We start from the raw sequence: 14,771 nt of genomic DNA, 5'->3' as shown, positions 1-14,771 counted from the left end.
ATACCAATTTACAGCATCAAAGCCAGCGCATTGGGTATCTACGCTGGCCTGATTAACGATAAGAAACTAGCAATTAATTTTCGACAGTCACTGAGTAGGCTTTCCCACCACTTTGTAGAGTCAAACTGGTGTTGCCACCCTCTTCAGTCAGCTCTCCTAGCTTAATCAAATGCATCAGCACATTGCGGGAGATTAGCCCTTTCATACCAAAGCGCACTTCAATATAAGGTCTTTGCTCGCCTTGATACTCTCCCATCACTAGAGGGTGCTCGTCATCTAAAGGCACCACATCGCCTGTACTGGTGATAAATTCAATCACAGGAGAATTAGCTGCTTGCTTTTGCTCAATGAGGTTGACTTCAGTGATTAAAAAAGGCACATCTTCAACCTGAATACGTATTTTTTCGACCGGGGTTTTTAAGTAGTAGCTAGGATCCTGATCAGTGCCTTCTCGCCACAATACTGTTGCAAACAAATCCACTAAAGATTGACGGCTAATCTTGCCTCCTTCATGCCACCACTCGCCATTGGCCTTAATCACCATGTCCATCTCACCCTGACGCTCAGGATGCCACTTGTCAAGAGGTGGTATTGAGCGACCCCGACGGTCACTACTCTCTTGCTTTATAAACTCCGAAAGGGAATCTAAGCTGCTCGATACTGTGACTGCTTGTTGCTCTGAGTGCGACATTATTATTATATCCTTGTATTATTGCCAATGACATCACCTTTAATTTTGATAGTTAACTTCACTGTCAAATGGTGAGTGTTGTTACTTTACCACGGCTGAGTCACAAATCGTGTCGTCTTTATCTAACTTTTATTTTATAATAGGTAACTAACTGCAACCCTTTTTTTATATTTCCGCCAGCCTAAATCATGAAAACCTTTTTTTAGCCTGACTGTGGTCGCTTATTGATACACAATTGGGTATATTTGACAGGTATTCAAATTAATATTTGCTAGCGATTCAATTAATAGTGTCCACACCTACGACTATTGTGTGGTGTTGGTATGATTTAGCCAGCTATAAGGAGTTTAAAATGCAAGATGAACAAATAGAACGTGAGTCGATGGATTTTGATGTTGTTATTGTTGGGGGTGGTCCCTCTGGCCTTTCAGCAGCCATCCGTCTCCGTCAACTCGCCCTACAAGCTGGCCTAGATGAGTTTATGGTCTGTGTTGTAGAAAAAGGCTCTGAGTTTGGTGCTCACACCTTATCTGGTGCGGTTATCGAACCTCGTGCTTTAAATGAGCTGATTCCTGACTGGAAAGAAAAAGGCGCGCCTTTAAATGTGCCGGTGACTGAAGATCGCGTGTTCTATCTAAACTCAGCGACCCGCTCTACCCGTACCCCTGATTCGATTATTCCTGCTCCTATGCACAACCAAGGCAACTATATCGTCTCATTAGGTAACGTCGTACGCTGGTTGGCTGAACAAGCTGAAGAGCTTGAAGTAATGATGTTCCCAGGCTTCCCTGCCTCTGAAATTCTGTACAACGATGATGGTTCAGTACGCGGTGTATTAACTGGCGATATGGGTGTGGCTGCCGATGGCTCACAAAAACCAAGCTACGAGCCAGGCTATGAGCTAAATGCTAAATACACCATCTTTGCTGAAGGTTGCCGCGGTCACTTAGGTAAGCGTCTAATCAGCCGCTTTGCGTTAGACAAAGACAGTGATCCACAACACTACGGTATTGGTATCAAAGAGCTTTGGGAAATTGACCCAAGCAAGCATGAGCCAGGTGTGGTGATGCACGGTCTAGGCTGGCCATTAACCGAAACCGGATCTAGCGGTGGTTGGTGGTTATACCATGACGAAAACAACCAAGTGAGCTTCGGTTTGGTGGTTGACCTAGCTTATCACAACCCATATATGTCTCCATTTGACGAGATGCAGCGTCTAAAAACACACCCCGTTATCAAGCAAGTATTAGAAGGCGGTAAACGTCTGTCTTATGGGGCTCGTGCACTAACTAAAGGTGGTCTAAATTCACTGCCTAAACTAACCTTCCCAGGTGGTGTGTTGGTAGGTGACGATGCCGGCTTCCTAAACCCAGCTAAGATTAAAGGTACCCATACTTCAATGAAGTCAGGTATGTTGGCTGCTGAAGCCATCTTTGCGGCGCTACAATCAGGTCGTCAGCATGATGAAGTCGAAAGCTACAGCCAGATGTTTAAAGACTCTTGGTTGTATGAAGACAACCATTCAGCGCGTAACTTCGCGCCAGCCATGCACCGTATGGGTCTGTTCATGGGCGGCGCCTTTACCTTTATCGAGCACAACTTGCTTAAAGGTAAAATGCCACTGACCATCCGTGACACAACCCCTGACTATGATAATCTAGACAAGGCCAGCACTTCTTATAAGCCAAATTATCCGAAGCCAGATGGTAAGTTAACGTTTGATAAGCTGTCTTCAGTGTTTATCTCTAACACCAACCATGCTGAAGATCAGCCAAGCCACTTGAAGCTTACGGACCCAACCGTTCCGGTAACTGTGAACCTACCCATTTATGCAGAGCCTGCACAGCGTTATTGCCCAGCTGGCGTGTATGAAATTGTGAAGGACGCAGAAGGTGCTAAGTTCGTTATCAACGCGCAAAACTGTGTACATTGTAAGACCTGTGATATCAAAGACCCCTCACAGAACATCACTTGGGTAACGCCAGAAGGTGGCGGTGGTCCAAACTATCCTAATATGTAATTACATAAGTTATTGATATTAAAAGAAAAACCCAGTCAAATGACTGGGTTTTTTATTATCTAAAGGATTGATGTTTAACTTTAACTAATCTTTCCAAGCATCACGGTTGGCTTCATTTTTTAGTTTTACAAATTGATCGGGATCAAAAGTAATTTGCTCGGGCGACTTCCCCTCTTTAACCTGACGCTCATAATCACGCAATACACGTAGCGCCACAGGCGTTAACAGTACGATAGCCACTAAGTTAGTCAGGGCCATTAAGCCCATGGATAGGTCAGCGAAGTTCCAAATGGCTGGCAAGCTGGCCACTGAACCCACAAATACCATGCCCAATACTAAGAAACGGAAAATCATAATCGCTACTTTGGCGCTTTTTTCACCCGAGATAAACTCTAAGTTTGACTCTCCATAGCTGTAGTTGGCAATGATTGAGGTGAAGGCGAAAAAGAAGATGGCCACTGCAATAAAGTAAATCCCCATATCACCCACATACTCAGATAAGGCCAACTGGGTCAACTGAATGCCTTCTTGTTCCACATTCGGATCACTCACTACCCCTGATAAAATGATGATAGACGCGGTTGCGGTACAAATGACTAGGGTATCAATAAAGACCCCCAACATTTGCATAAAGCCTTGCACCGCAGGGTGGTCTGGATGACTTTTGGCAGTCGCCGCAGCGTTAGGAGCAGAACCCATACCCGCCTCGTTCGAGAACAGACCGCGTTTGATACCATTAATCATAGCCTGAGCAATACCATAACCCAGTACCCCGCCTGCCGCCTGTTCTAGCCCAAAGGCAGATTTTACAATTAACGCAATGGCTGCTGGGAACTCAGAGAAGTTAGTAACAATAATAAATAACGCCAGTAATACGTATAAAATGGCCATTACTGGAACTACTTTACCCGCCACTCGAGCCACAGAACGTAGGCCTCCGAACACCACAGGCGCTACTAATACCACTAACACTAAACCGGTTAGCCAAGTTGGGGCACCAAAAGCTTGATGCGTGGCTTGAGCGATGGTGTTGGCTTGAACCCCATTGAAAGCCAGTCCAAAGGCAACCAGTAGACACAATGAGAAAAATATCGCCATCCAGCGTTGACCTAGGCCCTTTTCGATATAGTAAGCGGGGCCACCACGATAGACGTTATCAGTATGAGGCACTTTATACGCCTGAGCCAACGTTGACTCAATAAAGCTGGTCGACATTCCCAAAAGCGCGGTAATCCACATCCAAAACACTGCACCAGGACCACCGATATAGACTGCAATGGCCACCCCAGCTAAGTTACCGGTACCGACCCGGGCGGCAAGCGAGGTCATTAAGGCTTCAAAAGAGCTGATGCCGCCATCTTTGCGACCCTGCCCTGAGCTACGTAATAAATTCCACATGTGACCAAATTGGCGGAACTGGACAAAACGGGTGGCAATTGTAAAAAAGATACCTGCACCAATCAGCACAAATACCAACAGACCATACCAGGGGTTGTCCATGATTAACCAGGAATCATTGCCCCAGATAATCCCATTCCCCCAGTTTACAAACGCATTAAAACCTTCAACGAAGGCATTCGACGATTCCGCCATAGCAATTCTCCTTGTCTCTACCCCTTCCTGAATCTGCAAGCCTCTTTTGCTTAACTTCTAATCGGCCAATCTTTATTAAAAGCCAAGCAAAATCTAAGTACGAAGCCTCAGTAGATAACTGTCGGGTATAGAGCCATTTAGTGAGCTTAAATTAAATAGATAAGTAAGGGGAGACGCCATTTGCGTAGCTTGAAGCCCACAACTAAGTTAGCCATAACGCCCCTTCCTAGATAATCCGATGATAACTGCACGGGCAGTGGGCCATTTGTGCAGACAAACCGGTCATTCTATGAAAATGTCGAGTCGAGTACAACAAGCGAGATAAAAAAATAAACTGAAAATAGAGTAACTAATCTTAACCTTTTATATTTATTTTAATTATATTTAAACAAACTTCATTTACTCAATAAATGATTTTTATGAAAATAGTTAATTGCTATCGTTCAATTACAGCTGTAAACTAAAAAAATAACAAGTAACCAGATTGATACAGTTTGTGTTACTTTAAAATTTTATCGAAACAATGTTTACATTGTACTTAGTGACTGCAGGAAGCAGTTTTCCTTCAAGGGGGCTCCCTCCCCCTTTCATTGACAAAAGGAGTTTGTCTTATGAATCCCTCACAAGATTCGTCAGGCTATTGGAAAGCCAATGTCCGTTTGATTCTTATCTGTCTTTTTATCTGGGCTTTTTGCTCGTATGGCTGTGGTATTTTATTCCGTCCTTTATTGGCTGGGATAACCTTCGGCGGTGCTGATCTTGGCTTTTGGTTTGCCCAACAAGGTTCGATTATCACCTTTATTATCCTCATCTTCTTCTACGCTTGGCGTATGAATAAGCTGGATAAACAATACGGCTTAGATGAGGAGTAGTTTATGAGTCAATTTACCATTAATATTTTATTTGTCGGTGCCTCGTTCCTACTCTACTTTGGTATCGCTATTTGGGCACGAGCGGGCTCTACCAAAGAATTCTACGTGGCTGGGGGTGGCGTTCACCCCGTTCTAAATGGCATGGCAACCGGTGCTGACTGGATGAGTGCCGCCTCTTTTATCTCAATGGCAGGCCTGTTGGCCGCTGGCGGTTATGGAGCTTCTACTTATCTGATGGGCTGGACTGGCGGTTATGTTCTTTTGGCCATGTTATTAGCCCCATACTTACGCAAATTCGGTAAGTACACCGTGCCTGATTTTATTGGCGATCGCTTCTATTCTAAGGGGGCAGCTTTAGTCGCAGTGGCCTGCTTAATTATCGCCTCTACTACGTATGTTATCGGTCAGATGACAGGCGCTGGTGTGGCCTTCTCACGCTTTTTAGAGGTCGATAATACCACGGGGCTAATTATTGCCGCCGTTGTGGTCTTCTTCTATGCCGTATTGGGCGGTATGAAAGGCATTACCTATACTCAGGTTGCTCAGTATGTGGTATTAATCATTGCTTATACCATCCCTGCAGTCTTCATCTCTCTTGAATTAACAGGCAACCCTATTCCCGCTTTAGGCATGTTCTCAAACCACACTGAATCCGGTATCCCTCTACTTACTAAGCTTGACCAAGTGGTTACTGACCTTGGCTTCACTGCCTACACAGCAGATGTGCCTAACAAGCTAAATATGGTGCTATTTACTTTATCATTAATGATCGGTACTGCTGGTCTGCCGCATGTCATCATTCGCTTCTTTACGGTTCCTAAAGTAGCGGATGCGCGTTGGTCTGCAGGTTGGGCATTGGTATTTATCGCTCTGCTATATTTTACAGCCCCTGCTGTTGGCGCTATGGCCCGCCTAAACCTTATGGATACTGTTTATCCTCAAGGTGTTGAAGCGCCTGCGCTACGTTATGATGAGCGTCCAAGCTGGATGCAAACTTGGGAAGAAACCGGTCTGATTCAATACAATGATCTAAACGGTGATGGTCGTATTCAGATGTACAATGACAGTGGCTTAGGAGCAGCGCAAGCAGCTTTAGTCACTGCACAAAATGAAGGTGGCGATGTTGCCGCTGCTACAGCTGCCGTTGAAGAAGCGAAAGTGGCGCATGCAGCAGAGCTCGAAGGTAAATTTACTAATGCGGGCTGGGCAGGTAACGAGCTGGATGTGAACAATGACATCATGGTATTGGCCAACCCTGAGATTGCCAACTTACCACCTTGGGTTATTGGTTTAATTGCAGCAGGTGGTTTAGCCGCAGCTTTATCTACCGCAGCAGGTCTGCTATTGGCCATCTCTTCTGCCATTAGCCATGACTTAGTCAAGCGTAACTTTAATCCTGATATTACCGATAAAGGTGAGCTATTGGTAGCCCGTATCTCAATGGCGGTTGCTATTGTGGTCGCGACCTACTTAGGGATTAACCCACCAGGTTTTGCGGCGCAAGTAGTGGCGCTAGCCTTTGGTATCGCTGGTGCTTCGCTGTTCCCTGCATTGATGATGGGTATTTTCTCAAAACGCATCAATAACTATGGGGCTATCGTAGGCATGTTGGCCGGTTTAATTACCACTTTGGTCTATATCTTCGTGTACAAAGGTTGGTTCTTTATCCCAGATACTGCCAACTTCCCTGATACCGCTGAGTACTGGTTATTTGGTATCTCGCCAATGTCGTTTGGTGCCGTTGGTGCTCTAATTAACTTTATCCTAGCTTTCTTGGTATCTTCAATGACTCAAGCACCTCCAGTACATATTCAGCAATTGGTTGAAAGTGTTCGCTCTCCTCGCGGTGCTGGGGCAGCTATTGACCATTGATATGCAAACAAGACATTCTATTTTTCTTAACTGCAAAACAACTCAGTGGCCCGCCCACTGAGTTAGTCAAAAAGATGAATAGGTCACTTAAGCGGCTTATTCATCTTTTGTTTATTAATACTAGCCATTTTTTGACTCACTAACCTCGGACTCCTGCCCATGATTTATGAATTTATTGCCACGATAACTGCAGGCTTTGGTATGGCTGGTATCGCCATGATTATCCGCCATCTTACTAAGTTTGCTGGCAAACAAGCCCCGAAATGGCTCATTCCTATTTTTGCAGCAATCGGCATGTTAGGCTTTCAAATTCATCAAGAATACAACTGGCAACAGCAGCAGATAGACAGGTTGCCCGAACAAGTAAAAGTGGTCAAAACAGTTGAAGGACAGGCTTGGTATCGCCCTTGGAGCTACCTAAAACCACAGGTGATTCGCTTTATGGCGGTTGAGGCAGGCGAGCCGCTTGGCTCTGATATTAATCTGACCACAGAAGATATCAGACGCAGTAATATCTACTTGTTTGAGAGACGCATTAGCACCAAAATCATTCCACAGCTGGTCAACTGCCAACAACCTGCCATCACCAGCTTAACCACCAAAGCCCCTTTGTCTGCCGCTACTTTTAAACAGCTGCAATGGCAACCTTTAGCCGCTGATAATGAGATTTTGCAAGTGGTTTGTCAGTAATCCGCTTTTGGTACTGGCGAAGCTTATGACTACTCTACACTCATCCGAGCTCTATTTTTGGCCACAGTTTTATCCCCAATGCCTTTCACTTTTACCAAATCATCAACAGAAGCAAATGGCCCAAAGGCCTCTCTATATAACATGATCTGCTGAGCCTTACTGCTACCGATGCCTTTTAATTGTGTTAACTCCCCCTCAGCTGCAGTATTTAAATTAATAACCCCGCTTTGCTTAACCAATTGTTTATTCTGCTGCTGAGTTATTAGATACGCATAGGCACGATTGGCATCAGCAAAACATTGCTGCGCCCAAGCATTTGAGATTACGCCCAACTGGAGTATCAATAATATCCCAAGAACTACTGTTCTTATGGGCTTATTCATGCTGTTTGGCCAGCTCCCACAGCGCATCCATTTCCTCTAAGCTACTTTCTTCAGCCGTTTTACCTTGCTTCGCCAATTCCGCTTCTATAAAGCCAAAGCGTGAGCGAAACTTATGCACGCAGGTTAAGGTAGCCGCTTCAGCATCTAAGTTCAGCTTGCGTGCGACATTCACTAAACCAAAGACACAGTCACCGAGTTCTTTTTCAAGCTCCTGTTTATGAGTGGCATCCACCTTCTCGCCGGCTTGTGGCAGGATTTGCTTTAATTCCGCGATTTCCTCTTCTAGCTTCTCAATCGCTCCGGCTACTCCTTCCCAGTCAAAACCTAACTTACTGGCGGCTTGTTGTAAGCTTTGCGCCTGCATTAACGCACTGCCAGCTTTGACAGCATCTAAGCTGCGTTTGGGCTTACCGCGGCGTTCGCGCTCTGCATTTTCTAGAGCTTTAATCTCATCCCAGCGTTTTTTTACTGCGGCCTCATCAGGCAGCTTATCAGCTTCAAACACATGCGGATGACGGCGAATCAGTTTACTTTGCAGGGTATAAATTACCTCGCCTAAATCAAACTGTTGCTGCTCAGCATAGATTTGGCAATGGAAAATCACTTGTAATAATACGTCGCCAAGCTCGCCTTTAATATCTTCAACATCACCTTCCTGAATCGCTTCAGCGAGCTCGTATGCTTCTTCTATCGCATAAGGAATTAAACTGTGATTGGTCTGCTTAATATCCCACGGACAGTCAGCGCGCAATCTGGCCATCAAAGCCAATAAATCGCTCATATCAGAGGTGGGCTCTGGAGTTCCGGTTACTGGGGTTGGTGCTTTTATTGATGCATTGTTTGATGTAGCTTTTGGTGATTGAGACATGGCCCTATTACCTTTATAAAATTAAAATTACTGTTTATAGATATGGTTAAGCTAGCTACTACTTTGAGTGTGATACCTGAAGTGTATCATTTTATAATTGTAATTATGGTTTCATCAGCATATAGTAAACTTCATAATAACAGCTCAGTAATACACTTTTTAAATAAGAAGAAAAAAGACATGACCGATAAAACAAATCACCCTGCTCCTCTAGAGAATGCAACAAACACAACTTCAAATGATACTTCACCTAACCACGATACTTTACCCTCTTTAACCCACATTGTGGTCATTGGCGCAGGCTACGTAGGCTTATCCAATGCCGTTTTATTGGACCAGAAACATCTAAATACCCAAGTCACGCTGTTTGATATCGACCAAAATAAGATAGAGCTGTTACAACAAAATAAGTCTCCATTACAAGACACTGAAATTTGTGATTACTTGACCAATAAACCGCTTAATTTGACCGCCACCGAGCAGTCAGTGATAGACAATCAGGGCATTTATCAAAATAGTGATCTGGTAATTATTGCCACACCAACTAACTATGATGTGGCTTCAGGCAAATTTGATACCTCCTCGGTTGAAGCCAGTATTGCTGCAGTCCGAGAGCAAAACGCTAGTGTACCTATCATCATTAAGTCGACTATTCCCATTGGCTTTACCGATAGCATGCGTCAGCAATTTGACAGCCAAATTCTATTTATGCCTGAATTTTTACGTGAAGGCCAAGCCCTGTATGACAACTTATATCCCTCACGTATCATTGTTGGCGCAACCTCCAAGCAGCAAGCTTTGGCGACGGCCTTGATGAACTTATATCGACAAGCCAGCCTAACTCCTGAGGTGGCCACCCTTATGATGCCTCCGACTGAAGCTGAAGCAGTTAAGCTTTTTGCCAATAGCTATCTGGCCACCCGCATTGCTTTTTTTAATGAACTGGACAGCTTTGCCGAAAAGCATCAGCTAAATAGCCAGTCTATTATCACCGGCGTTGGCTTAGACCCTCGTATCGGGCAGCATTACAACAACCCCTCATTTGGCTATGGTGGCTACTGCCTCCCTAAAGATACGCAGCAACTCAAAGCCAATTACGCCGGTATTCCCGCTAACCTAATCCATGCTGTGGTCGATGCCAATAACACGCGCAAGCGCTTTATCGCCCGTCAAATTATTGATAAAAATCCCAATCAAGTAGGGATTTATCGTCTAAGCATGAAAAAAGATGCTGACAACTTTAGAGACTCGGCGGTGCTTGACGTGATTAATACGCTTAAGCAGCATGGTATGAGTATCACTATATATGAGCCAGCTTTAGACACCGACAGCTTTGAAGGTTGCCAGGTGATTAATGAGTTAGACCGTTTTAAACAGCAAAACGACTTAATTGTCGCCAACCGCTGGCACGATGAGTTATCCGATGTTAAAGACAAGGTTTACTCGAGAGACGTGTTTGGCTATAGTTAAGCCGATATCTCAACCTAGTTATAGCACACGGTTTTTAGCTATTTTATCACCGGTCGCCGTAAAACCACCCACTTCAGAGGTTGAATATAAAGCGACATACACTGTCGTGAGAAGTATTTAAAGGGTTGTAAGTTAAAATTAACCTCGCCATACTAAATGTATGAAAACCCTCAAGCTACGCATCAAAGACAAGCACATAAAAGAGCTGAATCGTCTAAGCGGTTCCGTAAACTTCGTGTGGAACTATGTTAATGCGCTTTGCTTTGAGCATTTAAAACGTACCGGTAAGTTCTTTAGTGCTTATGATCTAAGTGAGTACACCAAAGGAAGTGGTGAGTATTTAGGTTTGCATAGTCAAACCTTGCAAGCTATTAATGAGACTCACGCTAAATCACGTAAACAGTTTAAAAAAGCTAAGCTTAATTGGCGTACCAATCGTCCTGATGCAAAACGCAAATCACTGGGCTGGATACCTTTTAAAAAATCTGCCATCAAGTATTTACATACAAGGCAAACTGGGAAGAAAGCACTTAAATCAACCATACAACTATCACTCTCTAAAGGTGACAAGTTAGTCATTGACGTGTTTGATAGCTACAACTTATCTTTGTATCAAATCAACACGCTTGAGATAGTACAAGACAGTCGTAATCGTTGGTATGCGTGTATTACTGTTAAGGACTACCCCAAACAAGTAAGCGGTACGGGTAGTGTTGGCATAGACTTAGGCTTAAAAGAAGCTGCCGCCACATCAACGGGTGATAAACTACAGATTAAGCAAACTCAAAAATGGGCGCATAAATTAGCGACAGCCCAGCGTGCCAAGAATAAAAAACGTGTCAAAGCAATCCATGCCAAAATCAAAAATACAAGATTAGATTTAATTCATAAATTCACCACCAAGCTTGTTAAAGATAATGCTTTAATTGTGGTCGGTGATGTTAAATCACGCTCATTTACAACTAAAAAAACCAAGCTGGCTAAATTGACATACGATGCCGGATGGTTTGAGCTTAAAAGACAACTGGAATACAAATGCAAGCATGCAGGTTGTCGTTTTGAGATAGTAAATGAGAGTTACACTACCCAGACCTGCTCGTGCTGTCATAAAATAAGTGATAGTAGTCCGAGAGGTAGATCAGGTCTTGGAATAAGAGGATGGACTTGTGCTGAGTGTGGCACATGGCATGATAGAGATATCAATGCTGCCAAGAACATCCTTGCGGTCGGGCTTGACCGTCTAGCTGTAGGAATCCCCTCGGTTTAGCGAGGGGAGGAAGTCAAAACTGATTATTTAACGTACTGTATTGCTAATCCATTTTACAAAAAAGGCTGCACATGACCACACCCAGTAGTTCTGATATTGCTAATAAAAATAATGATACTTTAACCCATCGCCCCATTACTTCCTTTAAAGCTTATGACATTCGCGGTGAGCTCGACGTTAATCTAGATGAAGACATTGCTTATCGAATCGGCCGTGCTTTTGCTCAGATTTTAGCGAGTCAAAAAGCTGACAGTGAAAGTAATGAGACGTTAGAGAACAGTATCGTTATTGGCTGCGACATTCGTGACTCCAGCGAGACACTAAAGCAGGCGACCATTCGCGGTATTGTTGATGCAGGAGTTGATGTGATTGACTTGGGCATGACCGGTACCGAAGAGGTGTATTTTGCCACTAGCCATTATAATGCGCTAGGCGGTATTGAGGTGACTGCCAGTCACAACCCCATCAATTACAATGGGCTAAAGCTAGTGCGTGAAGGTTCAAGACCGATTAGTGCGGACTCTGGTCTGGCAGAGATTCAAGCTTTGGCAGAGCAAGGTAGCTTTGCCGCCTCTGCTCAAGCAGGGAAGGTAGTAGAGAAGTTTGATAAAACCGCTTATGTCGATCACTTAATGAGCTTTATCGATACCGATAAGCTAGTACCATTAAAAATTGTCATTAACTCTGGCAATGGCAGTGCTGGACCCACAGTAGATCTGTTACAGCAGCGTTTACAACAACAAAACGCTCCTATTGAAATCATCAAAGTACACCACACCCCAGATGGTAGCTTCCCCAATGGTATTCCCAACCCCATGATTTTAGCCAACCGTGACTCTACCAAACAAGCGGTTATCGACAATAAAGCCGATTTAGGGATTGCCTTCGATGGCGACTTCGACCGCTGCTTCTTATTTGATGCTCATGGCGAATTTGTAGAAGGCAGTTATGTGGTCGGCATGCTGGCCCAAGCCTTCTTGCAAAAGCATCCCGGTGCAGCCATCGTCTATGACCCTCGCGTGCTTTATAACACCGAAGCGATTATCGCAGAGGGTAATGGTAAAGCGGTGGTTAGTAAATCAGGCCACTCTTTTATTAAGCAAGTCATGCGTGAATCAGGAGCCGTATATGGCGGTGAAATGAGTGCTCATCACTACTTCCGTGACTTCTTTTATTGCGATAGTGGTATGATTCCTTGGCTACTGACCATTGAGCTGTTATCGACCACCGGCAAATCATTAGGTCAATTGGTGAATGAGCGCATCAGCGCCTACCCTAGCTCAGGTGAGATTAACTTTAAGCTGACTCAAGCCAGCAGCGATGAAATCATTGACGCTATTGAAGACTACTTTAGCGCGCAAAACCCCAATAAAAACACTTTGGATGGCTTAAGTCTAGACTTTGGCCAGTGGCGCTTTAATATTCGCGCCTCCAACACTGAACCTTTAATTCGTTTGAACATCGAAACAAAAGGTGACGAGGCCTTATTGACTGAAAAAACTGCCGAAATTAAGCAGTGGTTGGCCACACAAGGGGCTGAGATTGCTTAAGTCTAATTTTTAAGTTGTCAGGTAAAACTTTGAGCCACAAAAAAAATGCCTAAAAAATCCCGTTAACCAGTTTTGGCTTAACGGGATTTTTGCTTTTAACCTAAAAACTTTAAAGTAAAACCACTTACTTACTACGGCCAATACCTTGATAGTCGCCAGTCAGTGACTGGATTTGATCCTTAGTAAACGCATTTTGGGCATCAAATACCGGTATCACCACCTCATTAAGAGCACTGATTGGTAGACGCTTGGTCTCTGGCCATGATAGTACAAATAAGGCATCACAATTCGCTAATTGCTCGGTTGGGTTCTCAATAATTTGCAATAAAGGCTGATCAGGATACAACCCTGCCAGCTCGCTTTCCGCCTCTGATGCATAAACCTGAGTGGTAATGTTATAAGACCACAGCAAAGTTAATAACGGGTGAATAGCCGCCTCAGAAGTGCGGCCTGAACCTGCTTTATAACTGGCACCCCAGATAGAAACCTGTTTATTCTCAATAGCTCCGTCAAAATACTGCCAGAATTTACGGAAAATAAGCTCTTTTTGGTCATTATTGATAAGATCCACAGCTTGCATTAAACGATGATCCACCTGCGTGTGAGTCAAGGTTTGTTGTAATGCTTTAATCTCAGCTGGCAAGGTAGTTCCGCCAAAGCCCCACCCTGCCTGCAGATAGCTACTGCCAATACGGGTGTCTAAGCCCATAATGTCAGCCACTTCTTGTATATCTACCCCTTGACTATCGGCCAGTCTGGACCACTCATTCATAAAGCTTACCCGAGTGGCGAGCATACTCATAATTGCACTACGCGAAAACTCGATAGTCGCAATATCAGTGATATAGCTGCGCTGGGCTTGAGCAATTAACGGCTGTAATACCGCCACTTTATCTATTGAGTCGGCTGTCTTTTCTCCCATCAGCCATAGCTTAGGCGAAAGCATTGAAAGGTAAGCGCTACCGTCTTGTAAGAACACGAAGGGTACGTAATAAACCCATGGACGTTGACAATAATCAGCAATATCGGCAAAAACTCCTAAAGTACTAATACCACTTAAGATAATCGGAGTCTGACTGGGAACCTGGCTTTCATTCAGCTGAGTTACCCAAGCCGGCTTATTGTCACTATTCTGACACCAAGTCTCAGGTAAATCACTATGAAACACCCAGTATAAACTCGCAGCTTGCTGAGTAAATACTTCAGTCGCTTGTTCTGGAATAGGCTGTACCACAATACTTTGTTGGTTTAGATATAGCTGCCATAAAGCTTGCTGTTGATACTCAAATTTATAGTTGGTTAAGGTATGCTCAAGCTCTTGTTGATTGGCATACAAGCTGACCTTATTCCCCAAACTCACCATCACAGTAGCAGTGGTAATGGCATCAATTGAGTGACCAATAATTACGCACGGGTTGTCTTCTGAGCTATTACTGGGCTTAACATAGGCGGGCATGCTCATCAAATCTCATCCTTTTTATTTTTTTAGTAATCA

12 protein-coding genes are annotated in these 14,771 nt (G+C 44.1%); 7 read left to right on the top strand and 5 right to left on the bottom strand.

The window, feature by feature from the left end; translation table 11 throughout:
- Positions 1 to 73 precede the first annotated feature (73 nt).
- Positions 74 to 691 carry a DUF1285 domain-containing protein gene (locus B3S92_RS09895; RefSeq protein ID WP_296205516.1) on the bottom strand — a complete coding sequence of 206 codons (618 nt, stop codon included), beginning with the start codon at positions 689 to 691 and terminating at the stop codon, positions 74 to 76.
- Positions 692 to 1,043: 352 nt separating this feature from the next.
- Here B3S92_RS09895 and B3S92_RS09890 point away from each other — a divergent pair, with 352 nt between their 5' ends.
- Positions 1,044 to 2,711, top strand: a complete 1,668-nt coding sequence (locus tag B3S92_RS09890) for an electron transfer flavoprotein-ubiquinone oxidoreductase (protein ID WP_296205514.1) — start codon at positions 1,044 to 1,046, stop codon at positions 2,709 to 2,711.
- Positions 2,712 to 2,795: 84 nt separating this feature from the next.
- On the opposite strand, the gene B3S92_RS09885 is transcribed toward B3S92_RS09890, so the two are convergent.
- Complete coding sequence (locus tag B3S92_RS09885) at positions 2,796 to 4,304, bottom strand: alanine/glycine:cation symporter family protein (protein ID WP_296205513.1); 1,509 nt, start codon at positions 4,302 to 4,304, stop codon at positions 2,796 to 2,798.
- 611 nt (positions 4,305 to 4,915) lie between these two features.
- Here B3S92_RS09885 and B3S92_RS09880 point away from each other — a divergent pair.
- The 3 genes from B3S92_RS09880 to B3S92_RS09870 all read left to right on the top strand — a co-directional run bounded on the left by B3S92_RS09880 (position 4,916) and on the right by B3S92_RS09870 (position 7,738).
- The gene (locus B3S92_RS09880; protein ID WP_296205511.1) at positions 4,916 to 5,176 is read left to right on the top strand and encodes a DUF4212 domain-containing protein; all 261 of its coding nucleotides are present in this window, start codon (positions 4,916 to 4,918) and stop codon (positions 5,174 to 5,176) included.
- A gap of 3 nt (positions 5,177 to 5,179) precedes the next feature.
- The gene (locus B3S92_RS09875; protein WP_296205509.1) at positions 5,180 to 7,048 is read left to right on the top strand and encodes a sodium:solute symporter family protein; all 1,869 of its coding nucleotides are present in this window, start codon (positions 5,180 to 5,182) and stop codon (positions 7,046 to 7,048) included.
- Positions 7,049 to 7,207: 159 nt separating this feature from the next.
- Positions 7,208 to 7,738 (top strand): hypothetical protein, encoded by a 531-nt coding sequence (locus tag B3S92_RS09870; RefSeq protein WP_296205506.1) that lies wholly within the window; start codon positions 7,208 to 7,210, stop codon positions 7,736 to 7,738.
- A gap of 29 nt (positions 7,739 to 7,767) precedes the next feature.
- Here B3S92_RS09870 and B3S92_RS09865 read toward each other — a convergent pair whose 3' ends face one another.
- Together B3S92_RS09865 and mazG are read right to left on the bottom strand one after the other, a co-directional pair.
- The gene (locus B3S92_RS09865) at positions 7,768 to 8,121 is read right to left on the bottom strand and encodes a ComEA family DNA-binding protein (protein WP_296205504.1); all 354 of its coding nucleotides are present in this window, start codon (positions 8,119 to 8,121) and stop codon (positions 7,768 to 7,770) included.
- Positions 8,114 to 8,989: a nucleoside triphosphate pyrophosphohydrolase gene (mazG, locus tag B3S92_RS09860; RefSeq protein WP_349678958.1), complete on the bottom strand. Its 876-nt coding sequence runs from the start codon at positions 8,987 to 8,989 to the stop codon at positions 8,114 to 8,116. Before mazG ends, B3S92_RS09865 begins: the two co-directional genes overlap by 8 nt.
- A gap of 180 nt (positions 8,990 to 9,169) precedes the next feature.
- On the opposite strand from mazG, the gene B3S92_RS09855 reads away from it, so the two are divergent.
- The 3 genes from B3S92_RS09855 (at position 9,170) to B3S92_RS09845 (ending at position 13,276) form a co-directional block, all read left to right on the top strand.
- Positions 9,170 to 10,459 (top strand): nucleotide sugar dehydrogenase, encoded by a 1,290-nt coding sequence (locus B3S92_RS09855; RefSeq protein ID WP_296205502.1) that lies wholly within the window; start codon positions 9,170 to 9,172, stop codon positions 10,457 to 10,459.
- A gap of 160 nt (positions 10,460 to 10,619) precedes the next feature.
- A complete protein-coding gene (locus tag B3S92_RS09850; protein WP_296205500.1) occupies positions 10,620 to 11,726 on the top strand; it encodes an RNA-guided endonuclease InsQ/TnpB family protein in 1,107 nt (368 codons plus the stop codon).
- Between the two features lie 71 nt (positions 11,727 to 11,797).
- Positions 11,798 to 13,276, top strand: coding sequence for a phosphomannomutase CpsG (locus tag B3S92_RS09845; protein ID WP_296205498.1), 1,479 nt, complete (start codon positions 11,798 to 11,800; stop codon positions 13,274 to 13,276).
- Positions 13,277 to 13,400: 124 nt separating this feature from the next.
- Here the strand turns inward: B3S92_RS09845 and B3S92_RS09840 are convergent, their stop codons facing one another.
- The gene (locus B3S92_RS09840; RefSeq protein ID WP_296205496.1) at positions 13,401 to 14,738 is read right to left on the bottom strand and encodes a UDP-glucose/GDP-mannose dehydrogenase family protein; all 1,338 of its coding nucleotides are present in this window, start codon (positions 14,736 to 14,738) and stop codon (positions 13,401 to 13,403) included.
- Between the last annotated feature and the right edge of the window lie 33 nt (positions 14,739 to 14,771).

The organism is Psychrobacter sp. UBA3962 (genome assembly GCF_002385225.1).
GTDB lineage: Bacteria > Pseudomonadota > Gammaproteobacteria > Pseudomonadales > Moraxellaceae > Psychrobacter.
This window is presented reverse-complemented; position numbering and strand designations above follow the sequence as displayed.